The sequence below is a fragment of the Engelhardtia mirabilis genome (genome assembly GCF_007748095.1).
Lineage (GTDB): Bacteria > Planctomycetota > UBA1135 > UBA1135.
In genome coordinates this window covers 6,676,636-6,693,190 of record NZ_CP036287.1, presented here as the reverse complement: position 1 = coordinate 6,693,190, position 16,555 = coordinate 6,676,636, and the positions used below count along the sequence as shown (strand labels likewise).

14 protein-coding genes are annotated in these 16,555 nt (G+C 69.4%); 7 read left to right on the top strand and 7 right to left on the bottom strand.

The features are described from left to right. Positions 1-31: 31 nt before the first annotated feature. From Pla133_RS24640 to Pla133_RS24615, 6 genes are all read right to left on the bottom strand, one after another. Entirely contained in the window at positions 32-1,990 is a 1,959-nt protein-coding gene (locus tag Pla133_RS24640) for a VCBS repeat-containing protein (RefSeq protein ID WP_145070335.1), read from the bottom strand. Between the two features lie 719 nt (positions 1,991-2,709). Next, entirely contained in the window at positions 2,710-4,134 is a 1,425-nt protein-coding gene (locus Pla133_RS24635; RefSeq protein WP_145070333.1) for a hypothetical protein, read from the bottom strand. A gap of 392 nt (positions 4,135-4,526) precedes the next feature. Then, complete coding sequence (locus Pla133_RS24630) at positions 4,527-5,816, bottom strand: hypothetical protein (protein WP_145070331.1); 1,290 nt, start codon at positions 5,814-5,816, stop codon at positions 4,527-4,529. 138 nt (positions 5,817-5,954) lie between these two features. Next, on the bottom strand, positions 5,955-6,530 hold the full coding sequence (locus tag Pla133_RS24625) for a hypothetical protein (protein WP_145070329.1): 576 nt from the start codon (positions 6,528-6,530) through the stop codon (positions 5,955-5,957). 279 nt (positions 6,531-6,809) lie between these two features. Further along, positions 6,810-7,592 (bottom strand): formylglycine-generating enzyme family protein, encoded by a 783-nt coding sequence (locus Pla133_RS24620; protein ID WP_419191938.1) that lies wholly within the window; start codon positions 7,590-7,592, stop codon positions 6,810-6,812. Between the two features lie 750 nt (positions 7,593-8,342). Further along, positions 8,343-9,233: a ParB/RepB/Spo0J family partition protein gene (locus Pla133_RS24615; RefSeq protein ID WP_145070325.1), complete on the bottom strand. Its 891-nt coding sequence runs from the start codon at positions 9,231-9,233 to the stop codon at positions 8,343-8,345. A 345-nt stretch (positions 9,234-9,578) separates the two neighbouring features. Between Pla133_RS24615 and Pla133_RS24610 the strand changes: the two genes are divergently transcribed. The 7 genes from Pla133_RS24610 (at position 9,579) to Pla133_RS24580 (ending at position 15,503) form a co-directional block, all read left to right on the top strand. After that, positions 9,579-10,178, top strand: a complete 600-nt coding sequence (locus Pla133_RS24610) for a sigma-70 family RNA polymerase sigma factor (RefSeq protein ID WP_145070323.1) — start codon at positions 9,579-9,581, stop codon at positions 10,176-10,178. Then, complete coding sequence (locus Pla133_RS24605; RefSeq protein WP_145070321.1) at positions 10,175-10,759, top strand: zf-HC2 domain-containing protein; 585 nt, start codon at positions 10,175-10,177, stop codon at positions 10,757-10,759. The genes Pla133_RS24610 and Pla133_RS24605 overlap by 4 nt, the downstream gene beginning before the upstream one ends. Then, positions 10,759-11,124, top strand: coding sequence for a hypothetical protein (locus Pla133_RS24600; RefSeq protein ID WP_145070319.1), 366 nt, complete (start codon positions 10,759-10,761; stop codon positions 11,122-11,124). Before Pla133_RS24605 ends, Pla133_RS24600 begins: the two co-directional genes overlap by 1 nt. A 38-nt stretch (positions 11,125-11,162) precedes the next feature. Continuing rightward, complete coding sequence (locus tag Pla133_RS24595) at positions 11,163-12,911, top strand: type II secretion system protein GspL (protein ID WP_145070317.1); 1,749 nt, start codon at positions 11,163-11,165, stop codon at positions 12,909-12,911. Between the two features lie 3 nt (positions 12,912-12,914). After that, the gene (locus tag Pla133_RS24590; protein ID WP_145070315.1) at positions 12,915-13,463 is read left to right on the top strand and encodes a hypothetical protein; all 549 of its coding nucleotides are present in this window, start codon (positions 12,915-12,917) and stop codon (positions 13,461-13,463) included. Between the two features lie 271 nt (positions 13,464-13,734). Next, a complete protein-coding gene (locus tag Pla133_RS24585) occupies positions 13,735-14,247 on the top strand; it encodes a hypothetical protein (RefSeq protein ID WP_145070313.1) in 513 nt (170 codons plus the stop codon). Then, positions 14,244-15,503, top strand: a complete 1,260-nt coding sequence (locus Pla133_RS24580) for a DCC1-like thiol-disulfide oxidoreductase family protein (RefSeq protein ID WP_145070310.1) — start codon at positions 14,244-14,246, stop codon at positions 15,501-15,503. Before Pla133_RS24585 ends, Pla133_RS24580 begins: the two co-directional genes overlap by 4 nt. Positions 15,504-15,510: 7 nt before the next feature. On the opposite strand, the gene Pla133_RS24575 is transcribed toward Pla133_RS24580, so the two are convergent. Then, positions 15,511-16,545, bottom strand: a complete 1,035-nt coding sequence (locus tag Pla133_RS24575; RefSeq protein WP_145070308.1) for an NAD-dependent epimerase/dehydratase family protein — start codon at positions 16,543-16,545, stop codon at positions 15,511-15,513. Positions 16,546-16,555: the final 10 nt, after the last annotated feature.

Below are 16,555 nucleotides of genomic sequence, written 5' to 3'. Positions count from 1 at the left end.
CAGGGCCTGGATGCTGTCGCGTGCGCCGCCTTCAGGGCAGCGGCGTCACGACCGCGTTGGTCGCCGTCTGCCCGAAGGGACCGTCGACGTCGGGGATCCAGGCCTGGGCCCAGAGCTTCGTCCCGGCCGGCACGGCGTCGGGCCAGGTGGTGATCAGGTCCGCACGCCCGTCGCCGTCGAGCTGCAGGGTCTGGATCAAGTCCGGGCTGGGCACCAGGACGCCGCCGGCCAGGGGCAAGTCGATGGAAGAGAGTCCGACGAACACCAGGGCCGGACGGCCCGGGTTGCCGGCCTCGATCGAGATGGTCAGCGGGCCGCCGGGGCTCGGCGGGCCGGCCAGCTCGAGGTGCGGCGTGCCCTCCTGCGCGAAGTCGGAGAACAGCCGCAGCTCTCGCCCGGCGAGCACGGAGTCGACCGCCACGGCCAGGCGCGCCTGCCCCGGCGTGGGGTCCCACGCGATACCGCGCACTTCGAGCGCTTCCTCGCCCATGAACTCGCAAAGCACGTCGCCCTGCGGCGCGCGCAGGACGACGACGTGGCCCGGCACGACCTGCGACTGGGCAGTCTGCCCGCCGGCGGCCACCACCAGCTCCGGGCTACCGTCGCCGTCTAGGTCGAAGTCCCCGGTCAGGACGCTGCCGAAGCGCGAGTGGGGAAAGTCCCCCTCCCGCTCGAGCAGTACCGCGCCGTCCGAGCCCGACCAGACCTCGACCCTCCCGGGCAGCAGTTCGAAGGCCTCGCTGATAGGGACCAAGCCGAGTGCGACGTCGGGCTGACCGTCGCCGTTCCAGTCGCCGGCGGACTGCAGGTTGGTGGGCCGGTCGTTCCAGTAGGGCCCCAGCTGACGGTCCAGCTGGCCGGTGGCTCCCGAGTGGATCTGCAGGGGCAAGGGGCTCGCGACGACGCCCAGGTCGCTGAGACCGTCCTGGTCGAGGTCACCGACGTTTCCCAGCACGGCGCCGAAGAACTTCGCGCCGGTCGGCGGCAGGATCGGCGCGAGCACCGTCCCGGTCGCCCCCGAGAGCACTTGGACGGCGAGACTGGTGTACTCGTCCGCACCGACCGCGACGTCGAGGACGCCGTCGCCGTCCAGGTCGCCGAAGCAGGCGAGGGACACCCCGTAGGGCTCGCCGGCCGGCGCGGTCCACGACCACAAGGACGAGCCGCTCGCTCCCGAGAGCAGGCGCACCATCGGTGCGGCGAACTGGCCCATGGCCAGGTCCGCAACGCCATCGCCATCCACGTCGCCTGCGTTGCGAAGCAGGGGCAGGTCGGGGCCGGCGGTGCTCTCGGACCAGAGGAAGGCGCCGTCGGCTCCCGACAGGACGGCGATCGGCGCCGCGGTCGCGAAGTCGCCGATGCCGTCCCCGTTCACGTCACCGAGGGCGACGAGCCCTGCCTCGAACTGGGTCGGGCTGGCCGGCGCGGGAACGACCAGGTCCACGCTCGGATCGAGACCCTGGCCCAGGTCGATCCACGCCGCGGGTTGCAGTTCGATGTCGAAGAACGTGGCGGAGCCGGGCCCCTCCGCGCAGTCCTTGGTCTCGACGCCGAAGCCGAAGACTTGTCCCCGCTGAACGTCGAAGTTCACGTCGTACACGCCGGTGAACCAGTACTCGGTGAACGTACCGGTGGTGCCGAGCTTCTCGGCGACCCCGTCGACTTGGTAGAGCGGCCAGTCGAAGATCGGATGGGCACTGAGCGCCCAGCTGTCGAAGTTGGTCCAGTAGAGCGTCGCGCGGACGGTCCCGCTGACCGGCGCGACGCAGGTGTACCAGGCCACGAGCTCGCCGTCACAGGTGTGGTCGGGCCCGACGATCACCATCACTTCGTCGTCGATCGAACCGGAGGCCGAGTTCGGCCCCGAGAAGGTCCAGTCGAGGTCGGCGAAGTCGTTGACCTGGGCGAAGGTGGGGCAGGTGAGCAGCGACGCCGCGAGGGTACAGGCGGCGGCGTGACGGACGACGGGCAGGGCGAGAGTGGAAGGCAAGGGGCACTCCGGTTCGGTGGCGTCGTGAAAGGAACGAGGACCGCGAGGGTCGACCCTAGCAGCAGAACCTCGGAGGAAGACGCGATGGGGGCAATCGCCGCGCGAGCCCACGTCGGACGTCGGCTCAGGGGGCTCGATCTCCGCGTGGCCGGCAAGAGAGGTTCGTGGATCGTGCCCGGGGCGCTCGTTCGGGATCGCGGGAATCGTCGATCGTCAGCACGATTGGAGTCCGCTGCCTCGTCCCGACCCCGTCGTCGGCCATCTGCACCTCCACGAACTCGCCGGCCTCGCGCCCCTCGGCCGAGTCCGCCGATCGCCTACGCCACCCGTCGAGCGTCGTGGCCGAGACGCCGACCTCCTCGTCGAACTCGGTCCTGCTCAGCTCGCTCTCCGCCTGCTCCCCAAGCCGCTCCCGGTGGTGCTCCGCCAGGACCGTTCGGCCACGCGATCTCGCTCATCTTTTCGTCATGCCACCGTCGCAGCTGCCGGCTCGGTCGCCGGCAACGGCCTGTCGGACTTCGGCGTCGGACGCCTTCGACCCTCACCTGCGCCGATCTGCATCGGAGCACCGGTGGACTCGGCGTCACTTCCCGGAGGTCCGATCGATGCTGGCAAGGCGCGCCGACGACGAGTATCTGCTGCGATACTCGGAGGAGGCGCTGGCGACGCCAGCGGCGGTCGGAGCCCGGGAAGTGACGCCGAGTTCCCGATCTAGGACACTAGGGCTTCTCGACGAACCATTCGTTGCTGCTCGGCGTCGGCAGGCTGAAGGCAAGGCCGTGATCTTCCCGATAGGCGTGGACGGTAATCGTTGACCTTCGAGTGACAACGACCAGGCCGCTGGTGCTGTCGAGTTGCTCCTCGGTGATCGAGAGGGGCCGCCAGATGCCAGGTGCCAACTCGCGATAGGCCGAGAATGCGAGACGAACCTGGGGGTGCGAATCTCCGAAGCTGTACTCGATGCCCACTGGTCGGCCGGTCGTGGGGGAGAGTGAGATGGTCGAAACGAGCTGATTCAAAGGCCAACTAGCCTTCATGGCACCTCGATAGACCGTCGCCCCGACCTCTTCGACCATCTCATACGCCATGCTCCGCGAGAGACTCACGTTGAATGGGCGTTCCATCCACGTTGACAGGGTCTTGATCTCCGGGAACTGCAGGCGCTCCGCACTGTTGGCGAGGCCGCCGGCGGTCGAGGTCGCGAGGCCACGCCAACCGCCATGGGTTCGCTGGTAGAGGCCCACTTGATCTCGAACCCACTCTTCCAAGATCGATGTCGGCTCTCCCGAATCGGCATCCCGACCCGCCTCAGAGCACAGGAAGCGGTATTCCTCTCCAGAGCGGATCGTCCCGGTCAGGATGCGGTCGGCAGAGCGCAGCTCAGCTCCACTGACAGGGTCGAAGGTCTTGGTTTGGCTTCGAAGTGAAAAGTCGATCTCCCCTTCGATCGGCGCAAACCCACTACGAATCTCGAAGAGCTCGGCAGGGTGAGCGTCGGGGTCGTCGGTTGCGAGAGCGACGCGAAGCGGATGGTCTGGTTCAACGTCGAGGGGGAAATCGAGGTGGGAGCGAGGGTCGCCCTCGACCAGCAATAGGCCCCCGCCACCGCCGGGTTGGTCTGGGTCGACGAAGGCGCAGGCGTGTTGTTGGGCCGACTTGTGGGTGATGGGCTCTACTTCGACGAGATCCGCGCACGTGGGCCAAGCCTGGTTGTCAAGAAAGAATGCGACTGCTTGATCCACCGTCACCGCTGGGCACGGATTGAAATCTGGGGTTTCAAATCGCCGTTCTGTGACCGTGTAGGCGTCCGATTTGCACCAATCGCCATTGACCGGGTTGCCTTCACACTTCGATAGAGTGTCGCTGAAGAACGACCCCTGGTAGGGGCAATCGGCCGGGCTCGTCGCCTTGATTTCGAAAGCGCCCTCGGTCCCAGCCTCGACCGCGATGATGGTCCCGCTTGCATCAACCTTGCCCCAGAACTTCCACTCGACCTGGCTTCCACATGTAATCGTGTCGTGATGGCGCCCCGCAGCGGCCTTTTCTGTCTCCCCTTGATTCGGGCAGGGCACGGGGCTGTCCACCTGGGCGCTGGCGAGGGTTGGGGTGACGATTGCGAACAAGAAGACGGGCTTCAAATACATCGGGTGACCCATCGGGATCGTAGATGGTCTCGAAAGACGAGAGATCGCGAAGGCTCAACGCGACGGACCCGTTAGGCCAGGAAGAACGCCAGCGAGGGGCAGACATCGTTCGATCTTGGGGGAGAGGTTACTGCCCCCTCCATGTGCTCGGCTATAGAGCCGTCGAGTCAGGGTGGATCGATTTCGCAGGCTGCAGTCGGGGGCGCGGATGCACCAGTGGAGGAGCTGGTTCTGTCTCGACTCTTGGTCGCCGCCGTGTCCGTCGCCCTTCTCGACGCCAATCTCGAGCGCGCCGTCGCCGGAGAACGCGGGGGGCACCCGCAGGGAGAGCCGATCGACGGACTCGGGCGCCGGCGCACGACGCCGTGCCAGCGCAACCGGGCTGCGGTGGGTCAGGGACCGAGGGCTGCTGGGAGCTCGAGCGCGTGGCGCCGCCCCGCGCCAGGTGGGTATTCGAAGGTGCCGAGCGCAGTGCGAGAGGGGAAGTCGAGGGTCAGCCCGTCGATCTGCGCTGGAGCGAAGAAGGGGATCGACGTCGGGTTCGGTGCCTCGGGCAGGATGAAGCCGTGAGCCACCGGAACCAGGGCGCCGCCGCTGCGCCAGGCGAGGGCGTAGGCCTCCGGCTGGCCGGGTAGCCCCTTCAACTCCGCGACGTGCGCGACCAGGGCGCGCGGTGTCCAGCGGCCGTTCTCGCCACGGTCGGCGACCAGGAGGTTCGCCCGTGCGCTGCCCACCGTTGGTTGGCACGCCGCCACCAGGAGCGCCGGGCCGGGGGCCGTCAGCAGGTCGACGGTGCGCGACCAGCCCGATTCGTCGACCACCGGCGAGCCGTCTGCGGCCGATGGCGTCAGCACCAGTAGGGCCTCGTCCCGTGCGATGGCGCGGGCGTGGAACAGATCGAGGACCAGGGGCTCGCCGCCGTTGACGATGACACGAACGGGTTGGCTCGTGTCGAGCTCACCGGCCAGCAGCTCGGGCACGGGTGTGGTCAAGCGAACCTCGAACGACTTCGGAGTCCCCAGGTCGACCGCGCCGAGCCACGCCTGGCACGCGTCAGGAGCGACATCGACCGAGACCACCTGCGGCGCCGCTCCGGGGGTCGAGATCGTGAGCATCAATCGACGAGGTCCGGTCGTCTCGACGCCCGGTTGCAAGGAGGCCCAGGTGGGACCCACCGCGAATCGGAAGGCTCCCTCGTCGTCGACGAGCGCGGCGGTCGAGCCGAAACCCAAAGGGATCGGCACGTCGCCCTCGACCCGCGACAGCAGCCAGCGCACGGACAGGGCCGGGGGGGCTGACTGGGAGGGGGAGAGGGTGCTTCCACGGACCTCGATGCCGCCGGCGGGTCGGATCGGGATCGGATCTCCGGTGTGATGGACACGCAAGGCGGCTGCATCGCGGCTCCCTTCGAGGGTGACCCGCACCACGAGTTCGGAACCGATCGGCGCGCTCGGCCCGACCAGGCGTCCGTCCCCGTCCGGGCCCAGGGCCATGACCTGATCGAAACCCACCAGGGCACCAGCCCTCCCACCGGCGGCCTCGATCGACTCGGCGCGGGTGTTCGCGACGCGGGCCATGTCCGTGGCCGCGCCGGAGGGGCCGCCGCAGGCTGGCGCCAGCACTTGAACCTCGATCGGCGCGAGCTCGGCGAGGGGCTGGGTACCTGCGCCGAGGTCGAGCACGTCCCGAGCGCCGGGCTCCAGGGTCAGCGCGACGGAAACCGGTGGCCCCGCCGGGCTCTCGAGCGCCAGCGTCAGCTCCCGGAAACCGAGTGCGGTCAGGGCCGTGGCGCCGATGGCGATTCGCAGCCGATCGCCGACCTAGGCCGAGCAGAGCTCGCGCTCGACCACCTCTCGAAGGGGCGCCGGGAGGTTGTGGTGGCATCCGACCACGCGGTAGCGCGCACCGGCCGAGATGCACTCGAGGAGTTGGTCCACCGTGGCCTCGAGGTCGCGGTCGCCGACGCCGACCTGAACCGGCAAGTGACCCACAGCCTCCTGGCAGGAGGGGCGCTCGCTGACGACGAACCGCGAGCCCGCGCTCGGCGGGCCCGCCGCCCGGCGGATCCCGGGCCCGGCGATCCACCGCCCGGCTTCGCGATCGTCGGTCGTTCCCGGCCACCACATCGCCAAGTCGATGGGGAGGTCGTGGGAGGAGCGGAGCTGCACCTCTGCGGCCATCAAACCCGTGGCCTCCGCCTTGGCCGGCGCCTGGCGGGCCTCGCGGCGATCCACCCCGTCGATCGGATCCGGTAGCGGAGCCCCGCGAGCCAACTCGTCCGCCAATTCCGCGTGGCCCGGATCAGCGGTCCGAAAAGCCGCAGGGGACTCGGCGAACTGCGAGCGCAGAGCCCAGATCACCGCGACGGCGCACAGGGTGATCAGAGCCAGCAACACGGTGGGACGAGGTCTGTTCGAGATCATCTACGAGTGCGGCCATCCAGACGCGCAGCACGAACACGGGAGGCAAGGCCTTCACCTTCGGATGGTTGGCACGTGACCTGATCGTTGGCACGCGACAGCCGCGGGTGGGGAAACATGGTGCTCGAGCCGAGTAGCGGCCAACCCGAGCCAGTCCGCGCGCGTCGCGGTTTGCCGACGAGCCAAGAGCAAGGGCATGCTTCGTCTTCCGAGCAGCCGCCAGTTCTCAGGGTGAGGCGCCCACGGAGGCGAGCCTCAACCGTCCGACTCGCCGCCTGTAACGGTCGCATTCGGAAGGTGGAAGGCTGCACGAAGTCCGACGGAGTTCCTCGCCCGGTCGGGGAACTGTCCCAGACAGTAGGGCGCCCGCATGTCGATCGGCTGCAAGCCTCCCCCCCCGCCCCGAATGCTGCGCTTCAGGCTCTGAATCTCGTCTTCAGCGATGACCGTCTGCGGCTCTTTCGTCCAATAGCGGCGTAGGTCTTGTTGGAAGGTGCTGGTGAACTCCCAGACATTTCCGATGGTGTCGTAGAAGCCCCAAGCGTTGGGCTTCAGGAGGCCTACTGGCATGGGCTCCGTCGAGTTGTCGCTGTACCAAGCGATCTCGTCGATCGGGCCATAGCGCTGCCCGGTCGTCCCTGCGCGGCAGGCGTACTCCCACTCCGAGTTCCTGGGCAGTCCTAGCCCGCTCTGGCCGAGGAACTCCTGGATCTGGTCGAACGTCACGTCGGTGGCTGGCTTGTCGCCGTCGTTCTCACCCCAACTCTCCGGGCCGGGCTCCATCACCGCGAGCCATTGGGCCCGGGTCAGCTCCGTCCTTGCGAGGTAGTAGGGCCGATCGACGATCATGTGCTGCGGCGGGTACTCGTCCGGCATGTACTCGTCGCTCTCCTCGAGCGACCCGCGCATGAACTCGCCCGGCGGCACCAGCAAGAGCTCGGCCCCGCTCTCACGGTGGCGCACCCTCCAAGGCCAACCGGTCGCCACCATCCGCGCGCGTGCGCCTTCGTCCGTCACGACCTCCGGGTCGGGATCCACCCTGAGGACTTCGGCCCATGGAAGTCGCGGCTCGCCGCGCTCGGAAGCTGCTGGTTCGTTGGCGGACTGTGCCGTGGAGTAGGGCGCCCTCCACGTCGGCGAAGTCGGCAAGGTCTCACCGGCTGCGATGCAAAGCGCCGACCAGGGGGCCGAGACGGCGAGGAGACTGGTGGCAAGCCGGCGCTTGGAAGAGTTCATCGAGCTGTCACGGATTGGCAGGGATGAAGGCAGAGCGGTCTTGGAGACCGCGCGGGGTCCGGTTGACGGCCACCGTATCGAGTGCTCGCAGACTCGGAGGATCGATACGGCCCGAGTTGGTGCGCCGCAGAAGCCGAACGGCTGGGCCGATCCAGCCGTTCGGCGCGGGTTCCAGCAGGCAGCGATCTGGCTTGCGTGTCGGTGCTAACAGTCGAAGACGGAGGCCTCCAGGTCGGAGCAGCCTGCATCGCCCCATGTCTTCCCATTCACTGGCTTCACGAGCCAATACTGGTTGTCGAGGCAATCGCTTGCGGCTCGCCGCGTGCTCCCACTGGGCACGATCGTTGCCGTCGAGTTGCCTCCGCAGGGTCCAACCTGAACGAACGCGTTACCCACCCCTTGGGTCGTGGTAACGCAAACGGTGCCGCCATTCTGGTCCGTGAGGACGCAATCCAGGAGGGCGGCGCCGGCCACTGCCGTCGCCTCGCCGCCGATTCGATGAAGTGGATGCTTCTGGCTCTCGAGCACGCCCAGCCGCATCGATTGGGATGCTCACTTCTCGATCCCGACCATCCGAAAGTATTGCACGAGATTGTTCTTCAAGGTCATCAACTCGTTGTTGATCTTGCGCTGCTGCGGGCCCTCGTAGCGCAGCTCTTCGATCAGGATGCGGCTGATCGATTTGTTGACGCGCTTCACGGGCGCGAGCATCTCGCGGTACTCGCGCGGCAAGGGCACGACCTGCTCGCTCTCCTCGACGGCGGCGTCGAGGCCGCCCGCCCGCGCGGCGGCGACGATGCGGCGCGTCTCGGCGGCGGTCTTGCCGGCGATCAGGGGCAGGACCTTGGCCTGGGTTTCGCGGTCGAGCTTGATCACCTCGTTGGTCGCGGTGGCGTTCAGCTCGCCCTCGCTGCGCGCGCGCTTGACCTCGTCGGAGGCCAGGGCGTCGCGCTTGATCGCGCCCTGGATGACCGCCTTGGAGAGGCCGGTCTTCTGGGCGGTGACGGCGGCGAAGGAGTCCTCGTCCTGGGCCTCCTGCTCCCTGCGCTCGAGCTTCTGCTCGGCCGTGGGCTCGTCGGCGGACAGGTCGACCTTGTTCGCGTCCGGGTGCAGGGCCTCGTAGATCTCGCGGCCGCGGTTGAGGTAGCGCTCCAGCTCGATCGGGCCCAGGGGCGAGCGGACCAGGTTCTCGTCGATCGAGATCAGCTCCTGGGCCAAGGAGTCCCGGTCGACCACCTGGACCGGGAGCTCCTCCCAGCCCAGCTCGCGGACGGCCTGGAAGCGGCGCGCCCCGGCCAGCAGCTCGCGGTCCTGGTTGACCGTCACCGGGTGGATCAGGCCCACGCTCTCGACGCTCTTCTTGAGCGCGCTGACGTCCGTGTCGAGGCGCAGGTACTGGCTGGTGAGCTTGATCTCGGCGAGCTTGGCGGTGGTGACGTGCACGGGGGGGTGATCCGGGTTCGAGTGGGCGATGGGGAGCCCCGCATTGTGTCGGCCAGGGGCGGGAATCCAACCCGAGCCTGGCACCGTACGAACGCCTACCAGGGACGCCTCGACGCCTGAGCTCTAAGCAATGACTCCGCAGTCCCTTAGGCCCCCCACCTGCCCCGCACGCCTTCCCGCCGAAGGGCTCCCCACTCCCCCCGCCATCGAACCGGGGACCGATCGGGAATAGGCTCGGGCCCCGGGCGTCCGAGGTGGGCCGTGAATGCAGCCCTTCGACTCGTACCCGCCCCTGCGGGACCGTATCCGCCCCTCACCGGGGGGCCGGACGGGTCCCACGGAGCCATGCACCGGCCGCAGAACGACGACGCCCACCTCGTGACCCGGACCCTGGACGGCGACCAGCTCGCCTTCCAGGAGCTGGTGCAGCGCCATTCCGAGCGGCTCTTCTCGCTCGTGCGGCACTACACCAAGAGCGCCGCGGAGATCGAGGACGTGGTCCAGGAGACCTTCCTGAAGGCCTTCTCCAAGCTGGAGACCTTCCAGCTCCAGTCGTCCTTCTCGACCTGGATCCACCGCATCGCTGTCAACACGGCGCTCGACATGCTCAAGCGCCGCGGTCGCAGCCCGGTCACGGCGGTCGAGGACCCCGAGCTGGCCGCGCCCGCCGGCGGCGGCAACCTTCCGGCCCCGGACGCGGCCATGGCGCGCGAGGAGATCGCCCAGGTGACCCACCGGGTGCTGGAGGAGCTGCCCGAGATCTTCCGCACGGTCCTGGTCCTGCGCGAGTTCGAGGAGCAGAGCTACCTGGAGATCGCCGAGGTGCTCGATATCTCCATCGGCACCGTCGAATCACGTCTGTTCCGGGCCAGGGCGCGCTTCAAGGACGCCCTGCTGCGCCTGTACCCCGAGTACGGCGAGGCGCCCGAGGAGAACGTCAGTTGAACGAACGAATGGACCTGCACTGCGAGAGGGCCCTCGAGCTCCTGCCGCGTTATGCGGACGGCGAGCTGACCGAGGGACAGGCGGCGCCCCTGCGCCAGCACCTCTTGGACTGCCCGGCCTGCCGGGCGGTGGCGTCGCGTCAGCGGGGCCTGGGCCGCTGGTTCGAGGCGGTCGCGCCCGTTGCGGTTCCGCCCGGCTTCGCCGAGCGGGTGGCTGCGATGGCCTTCGAGGGAGCCCAGGCCCAGCGTGAGCCCCAGCGTGAGCCAGAGCCTGCCGGCGGCGCCTGGGACCACCGACTGCGGGCCGTGCCCGATCAGGATGCGGCCCCGCTAGAGGTCGGTCTCGGCCTGCGCGACTTCCTGCTGCTGGTGACCGCGGCGGCCGCCGTGGCCCTCTTCGCCCTCTCGGTGGCCATCGGACTGCGTGACCGGCCGAGCGGCGAGACCCTCTCGGCGACCGAGATTCCCGAGCTGCTCAAGATGCTCGACTCGAACGTCGCGCCGGCGGCTGCGACCACTGACGGCACGTCTCCGATCGGGGGCGCGGCGAGCCCGATCGAAGGGCCGGAGCGCGGTCGCTGATGGCCCTGCGGCTGTGGATCCTGCTCGCCATGGGCGTGTCCTTCCTGGCCGGCGTTCCCGCCGGGGTGCTGGTCGCCGATGGACTGCGGCCCCCGGCCGCGCCGGAAGGGCCCTTCTCCGATTACGCTGTGCGGCTCGAGCGTGAGTTCGACCTCTCGGCCGAGCAGGTGCTGGTCCTGCGCGCCGTGCTGATCGACTACGAGCGCTCCCTCGACGAGGTCCGCTCCCGCCAGTTGGGGGCCTTCGAGGACGAGATCGTGCGCCTCGGGCGCCTGTGCCACGACCGCATCCGCAACGGCCTCTTGCCCCAAGACTCCGACCGCGAGCGCTTCGACGCCCTCGTGGGTCCCTTCGCCGCTCTCTAAGAGGGCCGGCCGAACTCAATACACCGACCCGTCTCCCGATGGCCAAGACCTGCGGAATCCACCTCACCGAGCGGCGCTTCGAGCTCGTCGCGCTCGACGGCAACGCCAAGAAGCCCAAGGTGCGCCTGTGCCTGTCCGGCATGGCGCCGTCCGACGCCGAGGACTCGCTCGAGGCCGTCGGTGACGCCCTGCGAGGCGCGGCCAAGGCCCACCGCAAGCAGCTCTCGATCGACGAGGTCGGACTGTCCCTGGACTCGTCCCTGGCGACCTATCGCTTCCTTTCCCTGCCCTTCGCGGACAAGGACAAGATCGAGGAGGTCCTGAAGTTCGAGGTCGAGAATCAGCTTCCGCAGTGGGACATCGACGAGGTCGTGTGCGACTTCATCGTGCTCGACGCGACGCCGGTCGAGTCGCACCTGTTGGTCACCGCGGTGCCCAAGGACGAGATCTCCGCGCGCCTGGAGTTGGCCACCCGCGCAGGCCTCGAGCCCCTCGACGTGGAGCTCGACTGCACCGCCCTGTTCCGCGCCGCCGAGCAGGCCGAGGTCCTGGACGCCGAGGGCGCACAACTGCTGGTGCACTTCGGGCCGCGTACCACGACCCTGGTCACCGCCGACGGCGGTCGCATGGCGGGCGCGCGGGCCCTGACCCTCGACCTGCGCGAGTTCGATCAATCCACCGCCGCGATCGCCGTCGTCAGTGACGCGGATGACGAGTCGGCTTCGAGCGGCGATGCGACCGCCGCCGTCGAGGCCGCGCTGCCGGGGGATCCGGCGGCCCGCGCCGACGCCATCCTGCAGCGCGTGCGCCGGGAACTCGGTCGCACGATGACGTCGCTGAAGGGCGACCGCGACGTCTCCGCGGTGTTGGTCTGCGGCATCGAAGTACCGGGCCTGGTCGGCAGCGACGTGGCTGGCGTGGCCGTGACCCGGCTCGATCCGCTCGAAGGCCAGGTCGACCTGCCGGCCGCCGACCGCTCGCGGCTGGTGATCGCCTACGGCGCGGCCCTGGGGCGCCTGGGCGCTGGCGACATCCGGCCGCACCTGCGGCGCGAGGAGCTGGCCTACGCCAGCAAGTTCGAGCGTCTGGAGCTGCCCCTGGGCGTGCTCGGCCTCTTGATCCTGACGCTCCTGGCCTCGCTCTACATCACCAACGGCCGCGTGCTCGACAAGCGCGAGGCCGACGTGAAGCTGTGGCTGGTCGCCAACCGCAACTACATGATCGGCGTGCCAGGCACCGAGTACGTGGGGCACCTGCGCCCGAGCGAGCAGGAACTCAAGGACGTCAAGCTTTACCAGTACGTCCAGGAGCTCGCCGAGACCGGCGACCTCGAGGGGCGGGACTATCGCAGCCAACTGCTGCGCCTGGGCAGCCTGCTCGACAAGCAGATGGCGGACCTGCAGGAAGAGCTCGGCTCGTCGCGCGACATCACCCAGCCGATGAGCGCCATGAGTGGCCTCAACATGGTGCTGGACGTGATCTCCGCCCTGGAGGCGGACGGCACCCTGGGCCGCTTCTCGATCCGCGGCGCGTCGTCCGAGTACCTGGCCGGACGCGGCGGACGCGATGACCGGGTCAAGGTCGTGCTCGACATGACCTTCTTCGACGACGGGGCCACGACCGGCAACTCCAGCTACTCGGCCCTCGTGCGTGAGCTCGAGAACTCCGTCTGGCTGCAGGAAGAGCTGGAGCGGCCTTCCACGACGGTGCTCGACACGGGCAACGGCATCTTCGCCAACGGCCTGACCATTTTCGTCGACACCACCAAGGCCGCACTGGAGAACTGAGCCATGTTCGCCCAACTGAATTTTTCGCGCATCGTGATCCTGCTCAGCTTCGTGGGCAGCGCCGTGCTCGGCTACCTCGTCTACGAGCAGCAAGGTCGCTTGTCCGAGGTGCAGGAGGTGCTTCGGATCACGCCCAAGTCGGTCCTCGGTCTGCAGGAGAAGGCCCTGCAGCTCAAGGAGCTCGAACGCCAGGTGGCCAGTGATGGCCTCGGTGGGCAATCGGACCCGGAGGAATACATCCGCGGTGCCGCCGGCAACAGCAACGTGCGGGTGGGCCAGGTCGACATCGACCCCCTCTCCAACTTCGAGCCGGCCAAGGGCATCGTCGACAAGCGCTACAAGATCGAGCCGGCGCGGGCCGCCAACAAGAGCTACAGCCTCGATCAGATCGCGAACTTCATGTACCTGCTCGAGTCGAGCAGCCGCCGGGTTCGCGTCACCAACGTCGACATCAAGCCCGAGTCGACCCGCCGTCTGAAGCCCCACGAGGTGCTGCCGGACGCCTGGACCTTCGAGCTGCAGATCACGACCCGCGAGCGCGAAGGGGCCTGAGCCTCGCGAGCGCGGCCCGCGGGGCAGCGGCCCGGCCACGAGCGATCGCGGCCGGGCCGCTGCCGTTCGGGTACGCCTGCGCCGCCGCGAAGCGCAGCTCGTCCTGGGCTCGATGGACGCGGCCGAACTCCAGCTCAACGGCCTGGCAGGGCCAACGCCCGCCAAGCAAGAGACGTGGACCGTCGTCGGGTTCCCTTTCGCTGTCCGTCCGCTGGGCCCGGCCGCCATCGGGTAGCCTCGCGGTCGCCCCTCCCATCGAGGGATCCGAGCTGTGAAGCGCCCCATCGAACCCGCCGCCATCGCCGTCCTGCTCGTCCTGCTGGGCGTGGTGCAGATGGCGGCGAGTCTCGTCGGCTCGCGGCCGTTCGGTGACGGGTCCCGCATGCTGTGGGCCTCGCCGGCGCCGGGCTGGTCGCCAGGGCTCGGGGACCAGCGCATTCCGATCACCGTCAGTCAGATCTTCCTGCAGTGGCGCGGCCAGGACGGGGAGTACGAGGCGGTCGAACTCGACGCCGAGCGCCTCGCGCGCCTGCGCGGGCCGGCGCCGCGGCGCGCCCTCTACCGACTGGCCCTGGCCCGGGGACCTGAGCTCGTCTCCGATCCCAGCCGCCGCGACGAGTTTCGCGCGCTGCTCGAGTACGCCCTGTGCGGCGAGCGGCCGCTCTTGGCCGAGCTCGGCATCGATCCCGCGTCGGTCGCGGGCGAGGTCAGCCTGCAGTACCAGCGGGTGGTCGAGCGCGAGGACGACGGGGGACCGATCGTGATCGAGGCGCCCTGTCCATGAGGTCCGACGTCAACGGCTCGGACGAAGCCTTCGCGCAAAGCGGCGGTTGGACCGGCGGCCAGTACAGCCTGCTGCGCTTCTCGCTGGGGCTCGCCCTGGCCCTGTACCTCGTTCGCCTCCTGCCCTGGGCGGAGGAGCTGTTCACCTACCGCGGCGTGATCGGCGGCAGCTACGGGCGCGATGGGCTGCAGAGCTTCTACGACCCGGGTTCGGCCCAGGCGGTGGTGGGCGTCGGCGTGGTCCTGGCCCTGCTGTTCGCCGCCGGACTGCGTACGCGCTGGGCCGCCCTGGGTCTGTTCGTGGTCTGGAGCCTGACCCACGGCCGCAACCCGCTGGTGGCCGATTCGGGGGCACCCTTCGTCGGCTGGGTGCTGCTGTTCCACGCGGCCCTGCCCCAGGCGCCCTTCGGATCGATCGACGCCCGGGGCCGCCTGGATCCGCGTGGCCTGTGGAGCTATCCGCGAGCCCTGCGGATCGCCGCCTGGACCATGCTCGCCCTGACGACCGCCTACAGCGGCGCTTCCAAGTTGGCCTCGTCCGCCTGGCGCTCCGGCGAAGCGGTGGGAGGACTGTTCGCCGGGCCCCTGTCCCACGACGGCCTCCTACGGGACGCCTTCCTGGGCCTGCCGCCGTGGGTCCTGGCCGCCGGCACCTTCGGCGTCCTCGCCCTGCAACTCGCCTTCGTACCCCTGGCCCTGTGGCGTCCCGCGCGGGTCTGGATCTGGTCCGCGATGTTCGCCGCCACCCTGGTCGTCGCCCTGGCCTTCGACTCGCCCGACGCGAGCCTGGGGCGGCTGGCGTTGCTCGGCCTGTGCTTCGATCCGCGTTGGATTCCACGCCAGGGTCCGGGGACGATCGATCGCGTCTTCTACGACGGCTCCTGTGGCCTGTGCCACCGCGTCGTGCGCGCCGCGATCGCCGAGGACCCCCGCGGATCCAGCCTGCGCTTCGCTCCCATTGACGGGGAGGCCTTCGCCGCGTCGGTCCCCGCCGGCCTGCGGCTCGGACTGCCCGATTCGGTGCTGGTGCTGACGCCCGACGGCGAGCTGCTCGATCGCAGTCGCGCCGTGCTGCGGCTGGCGCGTCGCGCAGGCGGTCTGTGGAGAGCCCTGGCCCTCGCGGGCGAAGCCGTGCCCCTGGCCCTGCGCGATTCGATCTACGACTTCATCGCCGCCCAACGCCACCGCCTGTTCGCCACGCCCGACGAAGCCTGTCCCGTGCTCACCGCGGAGCTGCGCGAGCGCTTCGATCCCTGAGCTGAACTCAGATCTCGTGGCCGGCGGCCAGCAGCGTGCGCGACATCGCCTGGCTGCGGTGCCACTCCCGCAGGAGCTCGCGCTCGCGCTGGGGGTCGAGTCCGATGCCCGCGACGGGCTCGGTCGCGGAATTCTCGATCCAGACCAGCGTGTCGCGCAGGGTCTCGCCGACCTGACGCGGGGCAAAGCCCCGGGCGCGGGCCGCGCTCACGTCCAGACCGTGCAGGCCGCGGGGGCCGTCCTCGGGGATCCACAGGGGGATCTCGGTCCAGGGTTCTGCGCCGCGCTCGAGCAGGAAGCCGGGGTCGACCCAGGTCACCCGCGCCGCGCTTCCCGCGGCGTTCACGGCGCCGCGCACGAGGCCCATGAAGGTCACGTCGTCGGCGGGCCCGGCGACGTTGTAGGTGCCGCCGATCTCGCGCTCGGCCAGGTCGAGGGCGAAGGTCGCCAGGTCGCGGGCGTCGAGCAGTTGCACCGGGTCGTGGGCGGGCCCGGGGGCCAACAGCTCGCCGCCCGAGAGGGCGCGCCGCAGCCAGTAGTCGAAGCGCCCGCTGTCGTCGTAGGGGCCGGCCACGAGGCTCGGTCGCAGGATGCTAGCGCGCGCTCCGAAGCGCTTGCGGACAACCTCTTCGCAGGCGGCCTTGCGCGCGCCGTAGGTCGTCGCGACGCGGCGGTCCAGGTCGTCCGGCGAGTCCGCGCTAGCCAGGGGCGCGTCCTCGCTCAGCGGCGCACGGTCGCGATCGGCGTAGGCGCTCGCGCTCGAGATGAAGCCGTAGTGGCCGACGCGCTCGGCCAGCAGGTCCGTGCTCGCCTCGACCTGACGCGGGGTCTGACCGGAGGTGTCGAAGCAGGCGTCCCACTCGCCCTCGGCGAGCGCGTCCAAGCCACCGTCGCGATCGCCGCGTCGGTGCTCGGCGTTGGGGAAGAGACCCGGCCCGGATCGGCCGCGGTTGAAGAGCGTCAGCTCGTGCCCGCGCAACAGCGCTTCGGTCGCCAAGTGGCGTCCGACGAAGCGCGTCCCGCCGAGAATCAAGATCTTCATCCTCCCTTCG

Excerpts from the sequence above, each read along its gene's own strand:
- Pla133_RS24590 (WP_145070315.1), top strand. The coding sequence starts at position 12,915 with ATGTTCGCCCAACTGAATTTTTCGCGCATCGTGATCCTGCTCAGCTTC.
- Pla133_RS24580 (WP_145070310.1), top strand. The coding sequence starts at position 14,244 with ATGAGGTCCGACGTCAACGGCTCGGACGAAGCCTTCGCGCAAAGCGGC.
- Pla133_RS24635 (WP_145070333.1), bottom strand. The coding sequence starts at position 4,134 with ATGTATTTGAAGCCCGTCTTCTTGTTCGCAATCGTCACCCCAACCCTC.
- Pla133_RS24600 (WP_145070319.1), top strand. The coding sequence starts at position 10,759 with ATGGCCCTGCGGCTGTGGATCCTGCTCGCCATGGGCGTGTCCTTCCTG.
- Pla133_RS24610 (WP_145070323.1), top strand. The coding sequence starts at position 9,579 with ATGCACCGGCCGCAGAACGACGACGCCCACCTCGTGACCCGGACCCTG.
- Pla133_RS24595 (WP_145070317.1), top strand. The coding sequence starts at position 11,163 with ATGGCCAAGACCTGCGGAATCCACCTCACCGAGCGGCGCTTCGAGCTC.
- Pla133_RS24575 (WP_145070308.1), bottom strand. The coding sequence starts at position 16,545 with ATGAAGATCTTGATTCTCGGCGGGACGCGCTTCGTCGGACGCCACTTG.